This is a genomic window from Vibrio sp. 2CM40D (genome assembly GCF_023161825.1).
Lineage (GTDB): Bacteria > Pseudomonadota > Gammaproteobacteria > Enterobacterales > Vibrionaceae > Vibrio > Vibrio alginolyticus.
This window is the reverse complement of record NZ_JALNTL010000002.1, coordinates 443508-463739: the sequence shown is the minus strand read 5'-3', so window position 1 is coordinate 463739 and position 20232 is coordinate 443508. Positions and strand designations below refer to the sequence as shown.

At 45.9% G+C, this 20232-nt stretch carries 14 protein-coding genes; 7 read left to right on the top strand and 7 right to left on the bottom strand.

Features of this window, described 5'->3' with window-relative positions; genetic code table 11:
- Positions 1–42: 42 nt before the first annotated feature.
- From potE to pdxY, 3 genes are all read left to right on the top strand, one after another.
- Positions 43–1353, top strand: coding sequence for a putrescine-ornithine antiporter (gene potE / locus MTF70_RS05475; protein ID WP_005374814.1), 1311 nt, complete (start codon positions 43–45; stop codon positions 1351–1353).
- Positions 1354–1500: 147 nt separating this feature from the next.
- Entirely contained in the window at positions 1501–1689 is a 189-nt protein-coding gene (locus MTF70_RS05470) for an AbrB/MazE/SpoVT family DNA-binding domain-containing protein (RefSeq protein ID WP_005458312.1), read from the top strand.
- A gap of 101 nt (positions 1690–1790) precedes the next feature.
- On the top strand, positions 1791–2660 hold the full coding sequence (pdxY, locus tag MTF70_RS05465; protein ID WP_025768644.1) for a pyridoxal kinase PdxY: 870 nt from the start codon (positions 1791–1793) through the stop codon (positions 2658–2660).
- Between the two features lie 65 nt (positions 2661–2725).
- On the opposite strand, the gene sstT is transcribed toward pdxY, so the two are convergent.
- The 7 genes from sstT to malT all read right to left on the bottom strand — a co-directional run bounded on the left by sstT (position 2726) and on the right by malT (position 11452).
- Positions 2726–3943, bottom strand: a complete 1218-nt coding sequence (sstT, locus tag MTF70_RS05460; RefSeq protein ID WP_005374821.1) for a serine/threonine transporter SstT — start codon at positions 3941–3943, stop codon at positions 2726–2728.
- Between the two features lie 356 nt (positions 3944–4299).
- On the bottom strand, positions 4300–5376 hold the full coding sequence (gene rsgA / locus MTF70_RS05455) for a ribosome small subunit-dependent GTPase A (RefSeq protein WP_054574875.1): 1077 nt from the start codon (positions 5374–5376) through the stop codon (positions 4300–4302).
- Between the two features lie 275 nt (positions 5377–5651).
- Entirely contained in the window at positions 5652–5960 is a 309-nt protein-coding gene (locus tag MTF70_RS05450; RefSeq protein ID WP_017634466.1) for a PTS transporter subunit EIIB, read from the bottom strand.
- A complete protein-coding gene (locus MTF70_RS05445) occupies positions 5950–6564 on the bottom strand; it encodes an SCO family protein (RefSeq protein WP_017634465.1) in 615 nt (204 codons plus the stop codon). Before MTF70_RS05445 ends, MTF70_RS05450 begins: the two co-directional genes overlap by 11 nt.
- A 9-nt stretch (positions 6565–6573) precedes the next feature.
- On the bottom strand, positions 6574–6999 hold the full coding sequence (locus MTF70_RS05440; RefSeq protein ID WP_017634464.1) for a hypothetical protein: 426 nt from the start codon (positions 6997–6999) through the stop codon (positions 6574–6576).
- 248 nt (positions 7000–7247) lie between these two features.
- Entirely contained in the window at positions 7248–8165 is a 918-nt protein-coding gene (locus MTF70_RS05435; protein ID WP_025998607.1) for a DUF368 domain-containing protein, read from the bottom strand.
- A gap of 578 nt (positions 8166–8743) precedes the next feature.
- Positions 8744–11452, bottom strand: coding sequence for an HTH-type transcriptional regulator MalT (gene malT / locus MTF70_RS05430; protein ID WP_005374834.1), 2709 nt, complete (start codon positions 11450–11452; stop codon positions 8744–8746).
- A gap of 734 nt (positions 11453–12186) precedes the next feature.
- On the opposite strand from malT, the gene MTF70_RS05425 reads away from it, so the two are divergent.
- From MTF70_RS05425 to mtgA, 4 genes are all read left to right on the top strand, one after another.
- A complete protein-coding gene (locus MTF70_RS05425; protein WP_025768639.1) occupies positions 12187–14640 on the top strand; it encodes a glycogen/starch/alpha-glucan phosphorylase in 2454 nt (817 codons plus the stop codon).
- Positions 14641–14757: 117 nt separating this feature from the next.
- Positions 14758–16938 (top strand): 4-alpha-glucanotransferase, encoded by a 2181-nt coding sequence (malQ, locus tag MTF70_RS05420; protein ID WP_005374838.1) that lies wholly within the window; start codon positions 14758–14760, stop codon positions 16936–16938.
- A 232-nt stretch (positions 16939–17170) separates the two neighbouring features.
- Positions 17171–19414, top strand: coding sequence for a 1,4-alpha-glucan branching protein GlgB (gene glgB / locus MTF70_RS05415; RefSeq protein WP_042522186.1), 2244 nt, complete (start codon positions 17171–17173; stop codon positions 19412–19414).
- Positions 19415–19550: 136 nt separating this feature from the next.
- Positions 19551–20225, top strand: a complete 675-nt coding sequence (gene mtgA / locus MTF70_RS05410; RefSeq protein ID WP_025768637.1) for a monofunctional biosynthetic peptidoglycan transglycosylase — start codon at positions 19551–19553, stop codon at positions 20223–20225.
- Positions 20226–20232: the final 7 nt, after the last annotated feature.

The window sequence follows — 20232 nt, the reverse complement described above, 5'->3', positions numbered from 1 at the left end:
CTCCGGCGTCGGTGCGAACCGCTTATTCGTGGAGAATAATTTATGAGTACTGAAACTAAAAAAATGTCGGTGGTGCAGTTAACCATTCTGACGTTCATCAATATGGCTGGCTCCGGTATTATCATGCTGCCAAGTAAACTGGCGCAAGTGGGTACCATTTCAGTGTTGTCTTGGCTGATCACGGCGGCGGGCTCTTTGGCGTTGGCTTATGTGTTTGCAAAATGTGGTCGCTTTAGTAAACGAGACGGCGGTATGAACGGTTACGCGTCTTACGCATTCGGTAAATCGGGTGCGTTTATGGCGGGCTGGACTTACGGTTTGTCGCTCCTTATTGCGAATATTGCGATCGCGATTACCTGTGTGGGTTACGGCTCCGCATTCTTTGAAGTGACCCTATCTCCGGTCGAAACCTGTTTGTACACCATCGCCATTCTTTGGATTTGTACTTTCGCTAACTTCGGTGGTGCGAAAATCACAGGTCAAATTGGTACATTCACCGTGTGGGGCGTAATCCTACCAGTGTGTTCATTGGGTATTGTTGGTTGGTTCTGGTTTAACCCAACCATGTACATTGAAGCTTGGAACCCACACAGCTTGCCATTTGGTGAGGCAGTGAGTGCTTCTATTGCGATGACATTATGGGCATTCCTTGGTCTTGAATCAGCTTGTGCGAACTCTGAAGCGGTAGAAAACCCAGAGAAGAACGTACCAATCGCAGTGCTAGGTGGTACGCTAATCGCGGCTGTGGTTTACATTGTATCGACAAACATCTGTTCTGGTATCGTTGCAAACTCTGAGCTTGCCGCTTCTACAGCGCCATTCTCAACCGTATGGACAGTGATGCTAGGTTCTGCCGCTGGTAAAGTGGTTGCGGGTATGGCGGTATTGGCTTGTGCGGGCTCTCTATTGGGTTGGCAATTCACTATCGCGTCAGTGTTCAAATCGTCTTCTGATGCGGGCTTCTTCCCTAAATTGTTCTCTCAAGTGGACAAACGTGGTACGCCAATCAAAGGTATGATCGCGATTACTATTATCCAATCTGTATTGTCTCTAATGACGATTTCTCCAACGCTGAACGAGCAGTTCGAAGCGCTGGTTAACCTAGCGGTAGTAACAAACGTTATTCCTTACATTCTATGTATGGGCGCAATCTTCATCATGCAGCAAGTGGCGCACGTGCCGGAGCGCGAGATGAAAACCACCAACGTTATCGCTCTGATTGGCTCTCTGTACAGTTTCTACGCGCTTTACGGCTCCGGCTACGAAGCGATGATGTGGGGCTCTATCGTAACCTTCCTTGGCTGGAGTGCTTACGGTCTGATTGCTGCGAAGCATGAGCCTTTAGCAAATTAAAAAATAATACTGAAAGAGCCTTCCCAAACGCGGTGTGGAAGGCTCTTTGTTTTTAGGCATTTACGCCAAATCCAAGTCAGCTCAAAGTATTTGAGGCTAGACATCCAATGACGTGAAAACTCATTTTCGACATTTGGAGGACGAAAGATGATAAGTCAACCTGTTAAAATCGGTGACGATACCGCCGTAGTCATTCCAAGCGCAATCCTGGCTCAGCTCGGGATAAGGGAAGGAGATACCCTAGAAATCGCACTGAATAAAGACAAAATGGAAATTAAGAAGATGGTGTTGAAAACCAGCACTCCAACTTACTCTGAAGATATTGAGGAGAATTGAGTTAGAGAATCTTGGTTTGTCGGATACACTACTGGTTTCGCAAAACTGGCGCTTGCCGCTGTCTTTGAACTATCGATAACAACAATAAGAGGTAAGGTACTATGCAAGGTATCCTCTCTATACAATCTCATGTTTCTTTTGGTCATGCTGGTAACAGCAGTGCCGTTTTCCCAATGCAACGCATGGGTTTTGAAGTATGGCCAATTCATACCGTTCAATTTTCTAACCACACGCAGTATCAAGAAGGCTGGACTGGGCGAGCGTTTGCGGCTGAAGACATCAGCGAGTTAGTTCGTGGTCTTGGAAACATCGGTGCATTGGAAAAATGCCAAGCGGTGTTGACCGGCTACCAAGGCAGCGCAGAGCAGTGCCTTGCTGTTGAAGATACCGTGACGAAAGTGAAGCAAGCGAATCCGAACGCACTTTATGTTTGCGACCCTGTGATGGGCGCGCCAGACAAAGGCTGCATTGTGGCTCCGGGTATTGCTGAAAATCTTTTGACTCGTTTGATGCCAATGGCGGACGTGATCGTTCCGAACCAATTCGAGCTAAGTCAATTTGCTGAGATGGAAATCCACTCACTAGACGATGCGATCACCGCATGCCAGCGTGCGCTAGCGAAAGGTCCAAAAGTTGTGCTAGTTAAGCACCTTTACTGCCTAGAAAATGGCAGCTTTAACATGCTACTGGCTACGCCAGAAGGCATTTACCTTGCGAAGCGTCCTCAATTTGAGTTTGCTAAACAACCTGTTGGCGTGGGCGATCTTATTTCAGCTATCTTTACCGCGGGACTCTTAAAAGGCTGGTCTCCCAAGCAAGCTTTCCAACATTGTCATGACGCATGCTACGGGGTGTTAAGTGCAACGTACCATGCAGGCGAATGGGAGCTGCAAACTATTGCTGCGCAGCAAGAGTTTGTTGAGCCAAGTAAGCATTTCTCAATTGAAGAGGTGGCTTTGGTCACCGCGTAATTGAGCGCAATTAAACAAAAAAGGGGAGCCATCATCGGCTCCCCTTTCTATTTGTTCTGTCAGTCTTACTGAGCTTTTTGCTGCTCTGATTTACAAACTGCTGCCGTAAATACAACGTCTGTTGAGCTGTTTAGCGCAGTTTCTGCAGAGTCTTGAATCACACCGATAATGAAGCCAACCGCTACAACCTGCATTGCTACGTCGTTTGAGATACCAAACAGGCCACACGCAAGTGGGATAAGTAGTAGAGAGCCACCTGCAACACCTGATGCGCCGCATGCAGAAACCGCAGCTACAATACTGAGCAGTAGCGCAGTCAGTAGATCAACTTCGATACCCATAGTGTGCACAGCTGCAAGCGTTAGCGTTGTGATAGTGATTGCAGCACCAGCCATGTTGATGGTCGCACCTAGAGGGATAGATACTGAGTATGTATCCTCGTCCAGTTTTAGCTTCTCACATAGTGCCATGTTTACTGGAATATTCGCCGCACTTGAACGAGTGAAGAACGCAGTTACACCACTTTCACGTAGACAACGGAATACAAGTGGGTAAGGGTTTTGTTTGGTTTTAACGAACACGATCGCCGGGTTTACAACGAGTGCGATGATCATCATTGCGCCAAGAAGAACCGCCAGAAGGTGTGCGTAGCTTGCTAGTGCGCTAAAGCCCGTTGTCGCAAACGTTGAAGCAACCAAGCCAAAGATACCAAATGGTGCAAGACGAATGATAAAGCGCACAATGTGAGACACGCTGTGGCTTAGATCTTCAAATACGGCCTTCGTTGTTGCCGATGCGTGGTGTAGTGCAAGACCCAGACCCACACCCCAAGCAAGAATGCCGATGTAGTTTGCTTCTACTAGTGCATTTACTGGGTTGTCGACCAGTTTAAACAACAATGTGCGTAGAATTTCAGCAATACCTTGAGGAGGCGTTGCACCTTCAGCGCCGGTGACAAGCGTTAAATTGGTCGGGAAAAGGAAGCTTAGAACCACTGCTGATAGCGCCGCGAAGAATGTACCCATCAGGTACAGTACAACGATTGGGCGCATGTAAGTGTGTTGGTTTTTCTTTTGGTTTGCAATTGAAGCGGCAACCAAAATAAACACAAGAATTGGCGCGATCGCTTTAAGCGCACCGACAAAAAGGCTACCAATTAATCCCGCGCTTTCGGCATGGCTTGGAGAAATTGTCGCGAGCAAAATACCAAAGACGATACCGACAAGGATCTGGACGACGAGGTTACCACGAGCATATCGGGCAACGAGGCTGTTGTGTTGCATACATCATTCCTGCAATTTTATGCCAGAGTGGCAGGGCAATAGTCCATCATTACACGGCGATAATGCCCTTGTATTGCAAGGGGTGAGCATTGCTTCTGGTCACTAAGACACATGATTATCAATTATCCTGTTTTTATAAATTCAGCCATTTTCTTGCTGAATATCACATATCTTAGCTTGGTAATATTTTGTGTCTAGTTTTAGTTTGTTTTTGGATTAAATGTTTGCTCAATGTTATTTAAATAAGATTTTTATGTTGAAAATTATCATTAGTTATGAGTAATGGTTTTTAATAAAGTTGTTAAAAAGGAGACTTTCGTCTCCTTTGATTTTATTGACAACTCAAACGCAACAAATTAATAACTTTGTTGGCGCCTGCGCTTATCACTCATGGCATTTCGAGTGAGTTTCCCGAACTGTCGACTTTGAGCTCGTTGCTCTGCCAAAGTCGCACCGTTAAAGGCTTGTTCTCGCAATAGTTTTTGATAGTTATTGAAACGACGAACTTCCAGTTTGCCATTTTCAATCGCAGTTTGAATTGCGCAACCCGGCTCAGTTTGATGCTGGCAATCACCAAAGCGACAACGCTGAGCGAGAGCCTCAATATCAGAAAATGCCTCACTGACCCCCGATTCACAATCTGCTAGTTGAAGCTCGCGCATTCCCGGAGTATCAATCAAGATGCCGCCATCAGGTAATAGATGGATAGAGCGCGATGTAGTTGTATGTCGCCCTTTGCTATCGTCTTCACGAATATGCCCAGTTGCCTGTTCTTGTTGCCCGAGTAATGCATTAACAAGAGTTGATTTGCCAACGCCTGAAGAACCGATAAAAGCGAGGGTTTGTCCTTCTTTGCACCAGGTCATGAGTTTAGAAGCACTCTCTATTTCTAAGCCGTTGACTGTCTCTATCGCTAATAGAGGGTCGAGCTTCTGTACTTGGCTTTTTAGTTCATCAGTATTGTCACACAAATCGGCTTTGGAAAGCACGATGACGGGTTCGACTTCGGCTTCATGAGCCAAGGCAAGATAACGTTCAATACGACTTAAATTGAAGTCGTCGTTAAGGGAACAGACGATAAACACTGTATCCACATTGGCTGCGATGAGTTGCTCTGCCACTTTGCTGCCAGCGGCTTTGCGGCTAAAGAGGCTCAAGCGATCCAGTAGGCGAACAAATTGCTGATCTTCATTTAAGATTACCCAGTCTCCGACGGTCATATTGGGTAAAGAATGGTGGGCATTAAGATGAACTTGCCCAGTTTCTGTTGCCAATAAATAACCACTTCGGTGATGCGCAATTACACGAGCAAAGATAGTGTTGTCGTAATCGTCTAATGTCAGTTGTTGCTGAAAAAATGGTTTCCAACCCAATTGTTTTAGAGGGTTTGAAGTTGAAACTAATGTGTCACAAAAAGTATGTGTTTGATTCATCATTGAATTATCCCAGACGCAACAAAGCGCCTTAATACAAATCGCATTAGGGTCTAATTCGGATAGAGTTGACCCCGGTGAAGACCGGGCAGAGAAGGGGAGTTGTGGCTATGCCACAGAGTTGGTGCTGTTAGGGTTACCCTTGCGATGCCCAGTTAGTGTTATTCAATACAATCATCTTGTGTCCTCTTCGTTGGTTAATAAATAAGTGAGTTAATTAAGCCAAAAGAGTATAGCCGCCGTTTTTTAAAGAGGGTAGCTATACTGCAAAAATATTAACTTTGTTTTGTGATGCGCTCTTCCATAATTTGCGAATACGTGTTGGCTTTTAAGCCGTATATGATTTGGACATGACGATCATCCAATATCACGACGCCATGCGCGCCATGATTTTTGAGTGCGTTCTTATCGATGACGGACGTCGCTCTGAGGGTAAGACGCAGCCGAGTCGCACATGCACCAGTTTCTAGCAGGTTCTCTATGCCCCCAATGGCGTCAATGATCGTATCGACGTCTTGTTCGACATTGGGGTTGGTATGAGTTAGGAAATTGAAAAATTGCTTCAGCGCTGACTTAACCGTCATTTGAAGAGCCTTCGGTCGTTAGTTTTGAAATGGCTTCAACAATCGGTGCCGGCGAGAGCGTATGCGGTACTTTAGTGATTAACGTGCCATCCGGCTTCAAGAAGTAAAAGTAAGAGCTATGATCCAGCGTGTACTTTAGTTCCGAGCCTTCCAATTCTGTCTTGCGGAAAATGACACCATAGTTGTGTGCCAAAGGTGTCGTTACATCAAGTGGTGCCGATAGGCCTTCAATCATTGGATGGAAGTAATGGGCATATTTTGCTGATGCATCGGCCTCATCACGCTCTGGGTCTAAAGAAATGAACATCGGGCGTAGTTGTGCTTTTTGCGCGTCGTCAATTTGATTCAGTGCTCCTGCCAGCATTGCAAGAGAAGTTGGGCAAACGTCTGGGCAGCGAGTAAAGCCAAAATAGACGACTCGGATGCGAGGGTCATTCACATCGAAGATATTGATGGCTTGGTTATTTTCCCCAAACAATACTGTTTGTTGAGAGGTGGAACTGTCCACTTGCTCTGGCTTCGTTTTCTGATTATCTAAATAGCTCTTTACGCCAAACCCGAGTGCGAAAGCAGCTACGAGAAATAGGGACCAATTGCGGCTCATAACGATTCCTTATCTTTGCATTTTTATAGCAGGGTAAACGGTATTCTCTCCATCACTGAGTTCACCAACCCAAGTCATTGCATCCTCCGTGCAAACTGGGAGAATGATGTCACCTTGATATTGGCCAGGAGCGATTTGCTTCAGCAAAAACTTAGGCTCACCCATCTCCATTTCTCTTCCTGAAAGACTTAGGATGAGTTGCTTAGCATCGCTTGTATGCCACTCAACATTTAGAGTGGTAGGAACCAAGGGTTGAGCAGTTTCTGAGTTTAGCGTCATCGTAACATTTTCTTGGACGCAAGAGGTTGTAGAGAGAAAGCAGTATTCATCTATTGACTTGCTTTGAGTGGAAGAAGAAAAGTTTTTTATTAGAGTCGGGGCATAAAATCCCGCAACTAATGCGGCTGAAACAGCGGCGATTTGTAACAGTTTCATTAAGGTTCAGCATTTATCACTTAACATTACGAGCATCGTAGCACAGATGCGCCGCTCGCCAACTCGTGACCTCGGTAAATTGTGCGTTATACCTCGGTGACCAGCTTCTTAGTAACGCGACGGACTTTATTGCATCAAATACAGCAGAGTTTTCAATTGAGATGTTTTGCCCTTAGCCAATAGATAAAAACAAAACGGAGCCAATTGGCTCCGTTTTTATTTGGTTCAGTATGTGTTTGATACCAAAGTTATTTATCTGAATCTGCGAATTTCTCTAGACCCAAAACCAGAGCAATGGCTGCAAGCATCATCACGACAGCAAGTACTAACTGAGAAGGTTGTGATGTCACGTGTTCAAATTCAAATGGTGATAGGTTGTGCTGTAGCAATGGCACTTGTTCGCCCTTCGAATTGGTGCGCCAAGTGATGGTTTCTTTCCATGGCCAAATCTTTGGCAACGTACCAATCATTAATCCAGTCAAAAACATCAGGGTGAAATCACGGAACTTGCGTAGTAACCACGACAATAAGTGAGAGAAGGACAGTAAACCGAGCACGCAGCCAGACAAAAATAGCGCTAATGTATCGACTTGAAAACCTTTCACTGCGGCTAATACAGGAGCATACATGCCAATCAGCAGCAAAATAAAACTGCCAGAGATACCCGGCAAGATCATTGCACAAATCGCGATAGCTCCAGCGAATAAGGTGTTAATGGCCGTTGGTTCCATGTGTAAAGGTTTGAGCACAGTAATACTATAAGCAAACCCGACACCAACGAGCAGAATGACAAAGCGGACAAGATCGCGTTGCTCAACCTGACGAATAATGTGATACACAGAGACCAAAATTAGACCAAAGAAAAATGACCAAAGTGGGATCGGGTGTGTGTCAAGAAGCCAAGTAATCAACTTTGCTAGCGTTGCAATACTGGTGAAAATGCCGGCAAACAGAGCGATAAGGAAGAATCCGTTGATGTGATTAAACACGGCTTTAACCCCTTCTTTTCGCCAGATAGAGAAAAGTGAGGGGTTAATGCGTCGAATGCTTTCAAGCAGCGTATCGTAAATACCAGTGATAAACGCGATGGTGCCGCCAGATACACCAGGTACAACATCTGCTGCACCCATGGCGATTCCCTTGAAGAAAGTAATTAAGTAGTTCATTGCTCTAATGCTAAGTCGTTTCGATGGCAGAGAGTATACAAACATTGCGATGAAAAAAGTATGAAATAGTGCTGTAACTACTTGGTTTTATATCCAATCTATTGCCTATCTTTATTACCCGCCAAGAGACAATGTCGCCGTAACGAGCTTTTAATGCTTGGTTTACATTTTTGAGATGATTAACTCTACTATCAATTATCAGTCTTGGTTGCATTATGCAATTGCAATTTGCATTACAAAGTTGCATTTTGATAATTTGCGCGTGAACAAATCCAGCTTATATGAGATCTTGTGCCCAAAAATAAGTCTTTGCATTTTGGCATGATTAATGCATAATACTGCTCGACCCTTCTTAAGCCGAGGGTCACCTAGCCAACTGACGTTGTTAGTGAATACAATTTGTTCACACTAAATATAAGCCAATCGCGATTATTGCGGTTGGCTATTTTTTTATATGAACAACGTTACTTACGTGCTTTGCAAATTGCACTTCTCTTACTGTCAGTCATAAAAAAGGGCTGACGTGTTACGCCAACCCTTGTGTTTTACTTTACGTTTTAACCCGTTTATCTAGCAGTTCAGTATCCCATTAACTGTAGCAAATTTTCAGCTGTCACAATGGCTTCTTTACGATTAGCAATATTAAGCTTTTGGTACAGGTTGCGAATGTGGGTTTTAATTGTCGTACCTGCCACATCCAGCTCTTGTGCGATTTGCTCGTTACTAAAGCCTGAATAAATCAGTCCCAGAACCTGCCATTCGCGTTGTGTTAATGGGCTGGTACGTACTAGCTCTGGCACATTAGGGTGATTCACCAACTTTTCAATAAAGTCTTCATCAAAGTGAATCGACCGGCTACGTTGATTCGATGAAATGTCCTTCATTAACTGTTGAGCACGGTGACGCTCAAGATCGCCCAGTTCATGGCGGAGGCTCAACTTCTCCAGCAGACCGCCAATGGTTGCACCATCAATCAGGAAGTTTCCGACCATGCCAGTTTGGTTCGTCATTACTAATGCTTCTTTTAACAGAGCCTTGGCTTGCTCCTCATCTTTTTGGCGAGCAGAAAGGACCGCTTCAACCACTAAGTTGCGATTAGTATCTGTGATTAGGTTAGTGCGACGAGCTTCACCTTGGAGAAAATCTAACGCAGCACGAGCGTCGGTATATTGGCCTAAATTAATGTGGGCGCGAGCAATGTTACGCCATTGCAATTGAGAAAAGTGGTTGCATGCCGATTCAGGACGAACCGCAGTGTTGAGCCATTCTTGCATTGCATCGGTATTCCCGCGCGCTTGCCAAAATAGAATCAACGATAGTGAAGCGTTTGCAGTCCAATCTACGTGATAAGTCGACTGTTTCATCAAGTGCTGTATATGCTCAATGAATTTACCTGCTTTGTCTAATTCACCGCGTCCAATCGCAATACGCGCCAACATCGAATAGCTATGTAAGTGCTTGCTTGGTGAATGGTTTTCGAGAATTTGCAGACCTTTGTACGCGCATTCTTCCGCTTCATCAAGTCGGTTCCAGCACCAAAGTACTTGCGCGCGAATACGCAGCAAAAATTCATGAAGAGGAACATGCTGAAGCTGCTGATCTTCAATCAGACGAAATGCGGAATCTTGTAGTTCAAAGGCAGCTTGCACGTAACCTTGTGCAATTAAAATCTCGCTTTGCTGCAATATTGCCCATAACGCTTGGTGATATACCTGATACTGACGAGCTAGCTTTTCAGTTTGTTGCATCATCGGCAAAGCACGGTCTAGTTTACCTAGCACGTGGTTAACTTCACCAACAACCGAAGTCGCCACAATTCGGCTACGGTAAATTGTGTTATCAAGTTGGCTAAGCGCTAGCTCCGCTAATTCGAGAGCTTTTTCTGGTTGGTTACTGTTGATAGCCACTTGAGCAAGCAACGCGTTTGCTTGACCTTGATAATGAATATCTAACGCAATGTTACGCTTTTTGTGTTCCTCTTCCGCTTCTTCAAGCAGGTGGCCCACTTGGTTATAACGATGCTGACTTTGAGCCAACCATGCTCGGAGCATCGTAAGTTTTGGGTGGCTGAACAACAGATCATCGTCCAACTTGTTAATTGAGCTTTCCAGTGTGCTGAGTTCGCCTTGGTTAAACATCTTCCAGCCGAATTCGTTTAGGATCTCTACCACTAAGTCCTTATCATTCGATTTTTGTGCATGATGAATCGCTTGGTGTGGTGCTTTTTGTTGTAACCAAGCGATAGCAGCATTGCGGTGGAGATCTTTTTCTTGCTGAGGAATACGAGCTTGGCGCTCATGAGATAAAAACTCGCCAAATAAGTTATGGAACCGGAACCAGTTCTGTTCCCCTTCGAGCGGGTAAATAAATAAGCCGTAACGGTTAAGCGATTCAATCATTCCCAGTGCGTCTTCGCGTTGGGTAAGGGCAAACACTAACTCATCATTGAAGTGGTCAAGCACGGATACTTGCATTAAAAAGTGACGAGTTTCGTGATCGAGTAAGTCAAACACTTCTTCGACCAAGTAATCCCACAAGTGCGCGTGATTGAACTGCGATACCGACTCTACAGTTTGTGCCAATGTGCGGTTTTGATGTTGGGCTTGTAATGCGATCAACTGCATCGCCGATGGCCAACCTTCAACATAGGTTCTTAGGCTGTTCGCCATGTCTTCATCAATACCATCGGCGATACGCTGGTTAAAGAAGCGAGTGGTTTCTTCGGTATCAAACGCCAACATCTCGTTGCCGATTTCGATCATTAAATCACGAACACGTAAGTTTGCAGTGCCCAGAGGCGGCGCTGCACGACTGGTTACCACAACGGTGAGGTTGTCTGGCATGTGCTTTAAGAAGAAACGCATGGATTCATGGATTTCATCATTCGTGATTAAATGGTAGTCATCAAGTACCACGTAGCACTCTTGATGAAAGTCAGCCATTTCAGCGAATACTTCGCTAAATAGGGAGCGTAAAGACGAGATCTGACGTTTTTCCGCCAGTTTTTGTGCGTTAGCGCAACTGAAGTTGGTGGCTTTGTTTAATGCTTGAAGCAGATAGTTTACAAAGCGAAAGCCGTCGTTATCGCTGTCATCAATGCTGTACCAACCGACGTTTGGCTTATCGGATAGCCACTGCGCTGCCATTGTCGTTTTTCCGTAACCTGCTGGGGATCGGAATAAAACCAATTTGTAGTAAGGCGCTTGCTGTAGTAAGTCCAACACTCGTGGGCGCACGATGGCATTGTGCAGGCGTCCTGGTCGAGTAAGCTTAGATGGAATCCACATTAGTAGTTATGTCCTTATTTATGTATACCCAAATGACAGCAACGTGATCATTCTTGTAAAGCCCCCTTGAAAGCCGTCTTACTGAATGATGTCATCAGCATCAAAAACACTGTTTGAATGCCGGATAATGTCGCTACTGTTGGGGCTTGCGTCCGTCTGAAAAACCATTCCATACGGTCACTTAGATATAAAAGCTAGCGAAAACTAGAAATAACTCACATCGCCTAATTCTAGTTTGTATAAAAAGCGTACAATCCTGTGAGCTGAGTGGGATGTTACGACATCAGAAATGTTCGTTACTTTGATCCACTTCCTAATTCTCAAGGGTTGATGGATTTACCATCAACTACGCCCTTTATTTGTGATTGTCGTCACTTAAATATCGTTTGTTTCGTTAGCGTTAAGATCGCGTTGCACATAGATTACGAAAAGTTCTTCTACGCTGACCGAGTTAATGTGACCGATATTACAATTTTCACATCATCAGATGAGTGGACTATAAAAAGCGTCATGAACGGGTTTTAACCTTTCTCACATTCCATTGTGATCAAAATCACTAAGAACTGGTGCAAAGTTCACTTTGTTGAGATTTGGATCACTAACCTAGCAATGGTACCCCCTCTACGCCCTCAGCCCTCCTCCTTCAAAGGATGAGAATTAGGAGGATGTTTATTCACAGAGGTAAATGCACGATGTATGGCAGATGAATTACCAAAAGACGTGAGAATTTCGTAATGAAACCTACTCAACAAAAACAATTTGACAAGAAGTCGTTCCAAGAAAGCGTAAAGAAACACCTATCTGTAACTTACGCTCATACGATTGAAAACGCAGACAGCCGCGCATGGTACCTAGCAATGGGGCATGCTCTGGCTGAATTTACTACTCTAGATTTGCTTGCGACAGAAGAAGATCCACGCATTAAAAGTGCGAAGAGCGTTAACTACCTTTCGCTAGAATTCCTTATCGGTCGTTTGACGGGTAACAACCTAATCAGCATGGGTCTGTATGAACAAGTAACAGAAGCAATGGCTGAACTGGGTTACAACCTAACTGATCTGCTAGAAGAAGAGCGCGACCCATCATTGGGTAACGGTGGCCTTGGTCGTCTGGCTGCGTGTTTCATGGATTCATGTGCGGCACAAGAATTCCCAACTGTCGGCTATGGTTTACATTACGAATACGGTCTATTTAAACAGTCATTCAAAGATGGTCGCCAGCAAGAAGCACCTGACGCATGGCGCGGTGTAGAAGGCTACCCTTGGGAAATTGCGCGTCCAGAACTTGCGCAAGAGATCGGTTTCTACGGTCACGTTGAAGTGATTAACGAGAACGGTAAAGAGGTTCGCAAATGGGTACCAGGCATGACAGTAAGAGCAATGCCTTGGGATCTTCCAATTGTGGGTTACGAATCAGACACGGTTTACCCGCTACGTCTTTGGGAATGTCAGGCGATTGCACCATTTTCACTAGCAAGCTTTAACAATGGTGATTACTTCGAAGCTCAGCACGCACTGATCGACGCAGGTAACATCACTAAAGTGCTTTACCCGAATGACAACCACGAGAAAGGTAAAACACTGCGTCTAATGCAGCAGTACTTCCACTCAGCAGCGTCTGTACGTGACATCCTACGTCGCCACGAAGCTGCGGGCTACCCGCTAGCGGATCTACCTAAGCAAGAGACTATCCAGCTTAACGATACACACCCAACGATTGCGATTCCTGAACTAATGCGCATCCTGATGGATGAAAAAGGTTTAGCTTGGGAAGCGGCTTGGGAAATCAGCTCTAAGACATTTGCGTACACCAACCACACGCTACTTCCAGAAGCACTAGAGACATGGCCAGAGTCGCTAATCCAGCACCTGCTACCACGTCACATGGAGATCATTTACGAGATCAACCACCGCTTCCTACAAGACGTACGTGCAATGTGGCCGGGTGATGTCGCGAAGCAACAGAAGCTTTCTATCATCGAAGAAGGTTTCCACCGCATGGTTCGCATGGCAAACCTATGTGTAATCGGCTCTTACGCAGTAAACGGTGTAGCAGCACTTCACTCTGAATTGGTTAAGAAAGACCTATTCCCAGAGTTCCACGAAATGTACCCGACACGTCTACACAACGTAACGAACGGTATTACGCCACGTCGCTGGTTGAAGTTCTGTAACCCAGGTCTGTCTCAGCTTATCACTGAGAAAGTCGGCCCAGAATGGCCAGCGAAACTAGAGCAACTTGAAGGTATTGCGAAGTACGCTACTGACGCGACATTCCAAAAAGAATTCATGGCAGTGAAGAAAGAGAACAAAGAACGCCTAGCAACTTGGGTGAAAGAGAACATGGGTATCGAGCTCGATACTAATGCAATCTTCGATGTTCAAATCAAGCGTCTGCACGAGTACAAACGTCAGCATCTAGACTTGCTACACGTACTGTCTCTGTACCATCGTATTCTTAATGAACCAGGTTTTGAGTGTACGCCACGCGTTGTGTTCTTCGCAGCAAAAGCAGCACCGGGTTACCACCTAGCGAAAGAAATCATCTTCGCAATCAACAAGATTGCAGACAAGGTGAACAACGATCCTCGCATCGGTAACAAGCTGAAAGTGGTATTCATCCCTGACTACCGCGTGAGCATGGCTGAAATCATTATCCCTGCGGCTGACGTTTCTCAACAAATCTCGCTAGCGGGTAAAGAAGCATCAGGTACAGGTAACATGAAGATGGCGCTAAACGGTGCGCTAACTATCGGTACAATGGATGGTGCAAACGTTGAGATTCGTGAGGAAGTAGGCGATGAGAACATCTACATCTTCGGTCTAGATGTTGAAGGTGTGAAAGCGCTGAAAGCTCAAGGTTACAACCCATTTGATTACTACAATGCGGATCACTTACTCAAAGCGTCAATGGACTTGCTATTGGGTGAAGAGTTCACACCAGGCCAACCGGGCTTACTGCGTGCCACATACGACAGCCTACTAGACGGCGGTGACCCGTACTTATGTCTTGCGGACTTTGCATCTTACGTGAAAGCGCACGAAGACATGAGCGAACAATATAAAGATCAAGCTGGTTGGGCGAAGAAGGCCATTCTTAATACCGCCCTTGTTGGCAAGTTCACGTCAGACCGCTCAATCCGCGACTACGTGAACAATATCTGGAAACTTGAAGCGGTGAAACGCTAATAGAACCTAGTTAAGACCAAGGTAGCCAAGCGCTACCTTTGGTCATTTTCCAAAAGAAGTTATTGATAACAATAAAACCCTACATGGAAGGTGTTGGTATTACCTTCGGAGAAAGCGATGAAAGAACAAACAGCATTAAAGAAAGTCGCGGAAATGGCGAGATTGGCTGATAGCTATGTCAGTGCTTGGGGAGATGAGGCGAAAGTGTCTGAGGAGACGCTACGCCGCTTGCTCGCTTCGCTTGGCTACGATACTAGCAGTGATGAAAAACTACTGGCTTCTGCTGAAAAGAAACATAAAAAAGACGTACTAGCCCCTGTTCTTGTTTTACGCGACGGCGAACCAGTCGAAGTGGAACTAAACCTAGGTACGAGTGCTCGTGAGAGTGAATTCAGCTGGCGTTTAGAAACAGAACAAGGAGAGGTACTTGAAGGCTATCTTCAGTCCCAAATTGTTCGTGATGAGCGTGCTGAGGGTGGCCCTCTAGTGTTTGCATTGCCAAAGAACTTGGCTTGGGGTTATCACAAACTGATCATCAGTCGTAAGCGTCGTAAAACACCTTACGAGATGTCATTGATCATTACGCCGAAAGCGTGTTTCAAACAAGACGATCTAAACCAACACAAAAAGCTATGGGGTCCTAGTATCCAGCTTTACACACTGCGTACTCAGCATAACTGGGGCATCGGTGATTTTGGCGACCTAAAACAACTGGTGAGTGATATTGCCTCTCGTGGCGGTGACTTCATTGGCTTGAACCCTATTCACTCGCTGTTCCCTGCGAATCCAGAAGGGGCAAGCCCATACAGCCCGTCTTCTCGTCGTTGGTTGAACATCATGTACATCGACGTAAGCTCTGTACCTGAGTTCGCGCTAAGTGCAGAAGCACAACAACGTGTCGGTAGTGCAGAGTTCCAACAACGTTTACAAAAAGCGCGAGACTCTCATTGGGTGAATTACACCGAAGTTTCGCAACTAAAAATGAGCGTTCTTCCGTTGCTATTCAGTGAGTTTAAAGCTCGCCATTTAGACAAGAACACTGATCGCGCTCGTGCCTTCTTGGACTTTGTTGAAAAAGGCGGCGACAGCTTGCTACACCAAGCTGCATTCGATGCACTTCATGCTGATTTACATGCAGAAGATGCAAACATGTGGGGCTGGCCAGTATTCCCTGAGAAATACCGCACATTCGACGCAGCCGGTACTCAGAAGTACATTAAGGACAACCAAGATCGTGTTCACTTGTACATGTACCTGCAATGGATCGCAGACGATCAAATCAAAGAAGCGCAAGCGCTAGCCGAAGAAAAAGGCATGGCTGTGGGTTTGTACCGCGACCTTGCGGTTGGTGTTGCAGATTCAGGCAGCGAAACATGGGCTGACGAAGGCGCGCTAGTATTGGATGCAAGCATCGGTGCGCCACCAGATGTACTTGGTCCACTAGGCCAAAACTGGGGTCTGCCTCCGCTTAACCCTCAGGTTTTAGAAGCGACTGGCTACGACGCTTACATCAAATTGCTACGTGCTAACATGAAGCATTGTGGAGCATTGCGTATCGACCACGTACTTGGCCTGCTTCGCCTTTGGTGGATTCCAAAAGGCGAGAAAGCGACAGAAGGCGCATACCTGTACTACCCAGTTGAAGACATGCTAGCAATCCTAGCGTTGGAATCTCACCGTCATCAGTGTTCTGTAATCGGTGAAGACTTGGGTACTGTACCTGATGAAATCGTTGATATCCTTCGTGATGCGGGTGTGCATTCGTACAAAGTCTTCTTCTTCGAAACATCAAAAGACGACGGCGGTTTTATTTCTCCGAAGCACTACGCTGAGCAGTCTATGGCTGCGCTGTGTACGCACGATATGCCAACACTACGCGGTTTCTGGCACTGTGATGACTTGAAGATGGGGCGTGAGATTGGTCTGTACCCTGATGAGCAGCAGTTGGAAGGCCTATTCGCTGACCGCTTGAAGTGCAAACAAGGCATTCTAGACAGTGTTCGCTGGCATGGCTATCTGCCAGAAGGCATTGGTCATGATGCTCAGTACGTGCCAATGGATTCATACCTAAGCGAAGCGCTGCAACTGCACGTAGCCGCGGGTGACTCTGCACTGCTTAGTGTGCAGCTTGAAGACTGGCTAGAAATGGATCAACCGGTCAATATTCCTGGTACGGTGGATGAGTATCCAAACTGGCGTCGTAAATTGTCGATGAACCTAGATGAAATCTTCAGCCGTGAAGATGTGAATCGTATTTCTAAACGCCTTACTGAAGTTCGTGCACAGGCGAGTAAGTAAGATGCCTAGAGTGGCGTAGATGGACGAGCTGATTACCAATTTTGTTAGCTCAGAGGTACGAAAGTTCCGTCTAGGTCACTCATTCCTAAAACACAATCCGTTAGGATGAAGTACCGTTATTATGCCCGCGACAATAGCGGGCATTTTTGTATTTTGACGCCGTTTACGCAACGAATGTGAGAAGCGGAGTCTTTTTGTGAGTTCACAACGTTGGCTGTGGAGAAACCGATGTTTGATTCAGATCTCTGGTCTTGAAAAGGATGTTGGCTCTAGGGAGAAAGATTTGAAAACCACCAAAACCAAGAAAATAAAGAAACAACACGAACGCGCATACGAACTGCTTGCTGAGGCGGCTTACTCAGATCCATTTGCGGCGCTGGGTCCTTTCATTGACGACGAAGCTTCGCTGAGAGTTTGGATGCCGGGCGCAAACAAGGTTGAACTGCTTGTTAATGGTGAACCTCGTGTGGCGCTTGAGCGTGATGGCGACAGCGGTTTCATCTTAAAAGAGCAACGCGATTTACACCTGACCCACTACCGTTTAGCGGTCGATTGGAATGGTGTTGAACAAATTATTGATGACCCGTACCAGTACCACAATATCTACCAAGAGTACGAGCATCTGCATACGCCAAAAGACATGTATCACTACATGGGCGCACACTTTGTCACGCTAGAACGTGGCGGTGAAAACATCTCTGGTGTGCGTTTCCTTGTTTATGCACCACATGCATCGGCTGTTAGCATTGTGGGTTGCTTCAACCAATGGGATGGCCGTCGTCATCCAATGCAACGCCTAGACTACGGTATCTGGGGCCTATTCATTCCTGGTCTGGAAGAGGGGGTACAATACAAATTTGAGCTCAAAGGGCCAAATGGGGAAGGGCTTCCTCATAAACAAGACCCTTGGGGTTTCTACTCTGAGCAATACCCATCGTTCGCGTCCATTACTTACGATCACAAGCGTTACCAATGGCAAGATGCGAAATGGCAAAACCGTGCAGTGACGCAAAAGCGTGATGAAGCGTTATCGTTTTACGAGCTACATGCTGGATCATGGAAGCGCGACGAGAAAGGTGATTTCCTGAACTACCGCGAACTCGCGGAGCAGTTGGTGCCATACCTTGTGGATATGGGCTACACCCACGTTGAACTTATGCCTGTGTCTGAGCATCCATTCTATGGTTCATGGGGCTATCAACCTGTTGGCTTGTTTGCACCAACTAGCCGCTTTGGCTCCCCTGATGATTTCAAATTCTTCGTGGATGCGTGTCACCAAGCTGGTATCGGTGTTGTGCTGGATTGGGTACCGGCGCACTTCCCATCGGATGATCATGGTTTAGCGAACTTTGATGGTACGCCTCTGTTCCATGATCCAGATCCGCGTCGCGGTTGGCACCAAGACTGGAACTCATACATCTATGATTTAGGCCGTGAACATGTGCGTCGCTTCCTTGTATCGAATGCGCTGTACTGGTTTGAACAATTCCATATCGATGGCATTCGCGTGGACGCTGTCGCGTCGATGCTCTATCTCGATTATTCACGTAGTCACGATCAGTGGGTACCAAACGTCGACGGTGGCAACGAAAACTACGACGCAATCGCAACCTTAAAATGGATGAACGAAGAAGTGTACAAGCACTTCCCGAATGCGATGACGATTGCGGAAGAGTCAACGGCGTTTCCGGGCGTGTCTGCGCCAACCTTTATGGGTGGTTTAGGTTTTGGCTTCAAGTGGAATATGGGGTGGATGCACGACAGTCTTTCATACATCAAAGAAGATCCTGTTCACCGCAAATACCATCACAATACCATCACATTCCCGCTGGTTTATGCGCACAGCGAGAACTACGTCTTGTCTCTCTCTCACGATGAGGTGGTGTACGGCAAAGGCTCTATCCATAACAAGATGCCGGGTGATGAATGGCAGCAAACCGCAAACCTACGAGCATACTACGGTTATATGTATGGTCAACCGGGCAAAAAGCTGAACTTTATGGGCGCGGAAATTGGCCAAACGGCGGAGTGGAACCACGATGATCAGTTGCAATGGTTCTTACTGGAATATCAGCGTCATCAAGGTGTCCAAAAGCTGATGCGAGATTTGAACCACTTATACCGAAATGAAGCGGCGATGCACGATCAAGATTGTGTTCCTGCTGGTTTTGAGTGGCGTCTACAAGACGAAGCGGATGCGAGCATCCTAGCGCACGAGCGTATTAGTAAAGAAGGTGAGCGTATTCTGATCATCACCAACTTTACGCCCGTACCACACGAGCGTTTCCGTTTAGGTGTTCCAAATGCAGGTCAATACGAACTGCTACTGAATACAGACGACAGCAAATACGGCGGCAGCGATTTTAAAGTGCTGACCATTGTGAAAACGGAAAAAGTTGAAAGTGAATCACTGCCTCAATCACTTGAGCTTCGTTTACCTCCACTTTCAACCGTGTTCTACAAGCTGCACAAATAATTTAGTCTAATCAAATTCTAAGCCCGTTTTACATTGTAAATCGGGCTTTTTTTGACCAAGTTTTCACTAACGATAAACAGACTGCATACTCTATACTTGCATCATATTGTTTTGTTAAATCAGGCTAGGTCGGACTTTGAGAAAGATTAAATCCCTTCTGTTCAATATCTTATTGGTGCTTTTGCTTTTACCAGTGATGCTCGTTGGCATAGTGAAATACATCGATCCACCAATTTGGGGATGGAAGATCAGCCGCATGATTTCTCCTCCTGAAGGATTTCCTGAAGAGAGTCAAAATGAATGGGTGCCTTTGAGTGATATTTCTAAACACATTCAACTGGCCGTGATTGCGACAGAAGATCAAAAGTTCCCGACCCATTACGGAGTGGATTTTGATTCCTTGTTTAAAGTGATCTCAGAGTCTGGCGAGAACGGTCCCTCTCGCGGTGCGAGCACGATTACTCAGCAAACTGCAAAGAACGTGTTTCTGTTTCCTTCACACTCTTATGTGCGCAAAGCGTATGAGCTTTATTTTGCTCTGCTGATGGAAGCAATGTGGAGTAAAAAACGCATTCTTGAAGTGTATTTGAATGTGGTGGAGTTTGGTCCAGGTATTTATGGCGCGGAAGCCGCTGCGCAAAACTACTTTGGTATTCCTGCTAAACAACTTTCAACACGCCAAGCAGCAAGGCTTGCGGTGGTGCTGCCAAATCCGTATCGCATCAAAGTTTACCCTCAGACTTCTTACACCATCAGCCGCGTCAATTGGGCGATGAGACAAATGCGTAACCTTGGTAGCATTCAGCTTTAAACTCCTT

Bases quoted from the DNA above. Each gene is read 5' to 3' on its own strand.
- MTF70_RS05470 (WP_005458312.1), top strand. From the start codon at position 1,501: ATGATAAGTCAACCTGTTAAAATCGGTGACGATACCGCCGTAGTCATT.
- rsgA (WP_054574875.1), bottom strand. From the start codon at position 5,376: ATGAATCAAACACATACTTTTTGTGACACATTAGTTTCAACTTCAAAC.
- MTF70_RS05425 (WP_025768639.1), top strand. From the start codon at position 12,187: ATGAAACCTACTCAACAAAAACAATTTGACAAGAAGTCGTTCCAAGAA.
- MTF70_RS05440 (WP_017634464.1), bottom strand. From the start codon at position 6,999: ATGAAACTGTTACAAATCGCCGCTGTTTCAGCCGCATTAGTTGCGGGA.
- malQ (WP_005374838.1), top strand. From the start codon at position 14,758: ATGAAAGAACAAACAGCATTAAAGAAAGTCGCGGAAATGGCGAGATTG.
- MTF70_RS05450 (WP_017634466.1), bottom strand. From the start codon at position 5,960: ATGACGGTTAAGTCAGCGCTGAAGCAATTTTTCAATTTCCTAACTCAT.
- malT (WP_005374834.1), bottom strand. From the start codon at position 11,452: ATGTGGATTCCATCTAAGCTTACTCGACCAGGACGCCTGCACAATGCC.
- sstT (WP_005374821.1), bottom strand. From the start codon at position 3,943: ATGCAACACAACAGCCTCGTTGCCCGATATGCTCGTGGTAACCTCGTC.
- pdxY (WP_025768644.1), top strand. From the start codon at position 1,791: ATGCAAGGTATCCTCTCTATACAATCTCATGTTTCTTTTGGTCATGCT.
- MTF70_RS05435 (WP_025998607.1), bottom strand. From the start codon at position 8,165: ATGAACTACTTAATTACTTTCTTCAAGGGAATCGCCATGGGTGCAGCA.
- MTF70_RS05445 (WP_017634465.1), bottom strand. From the start codon at position 6,564: ATGAGCCGCAATTGGTCCCTATTTCTCGTAGCTGCTTTCGCACTCGGG.
- potE (WP_005374814.1), top strand. From the start codon at position 43: ATGAGTACTGAAACTAAAAAAATGTCGGTGGTGCAGTTAACCATTCTG.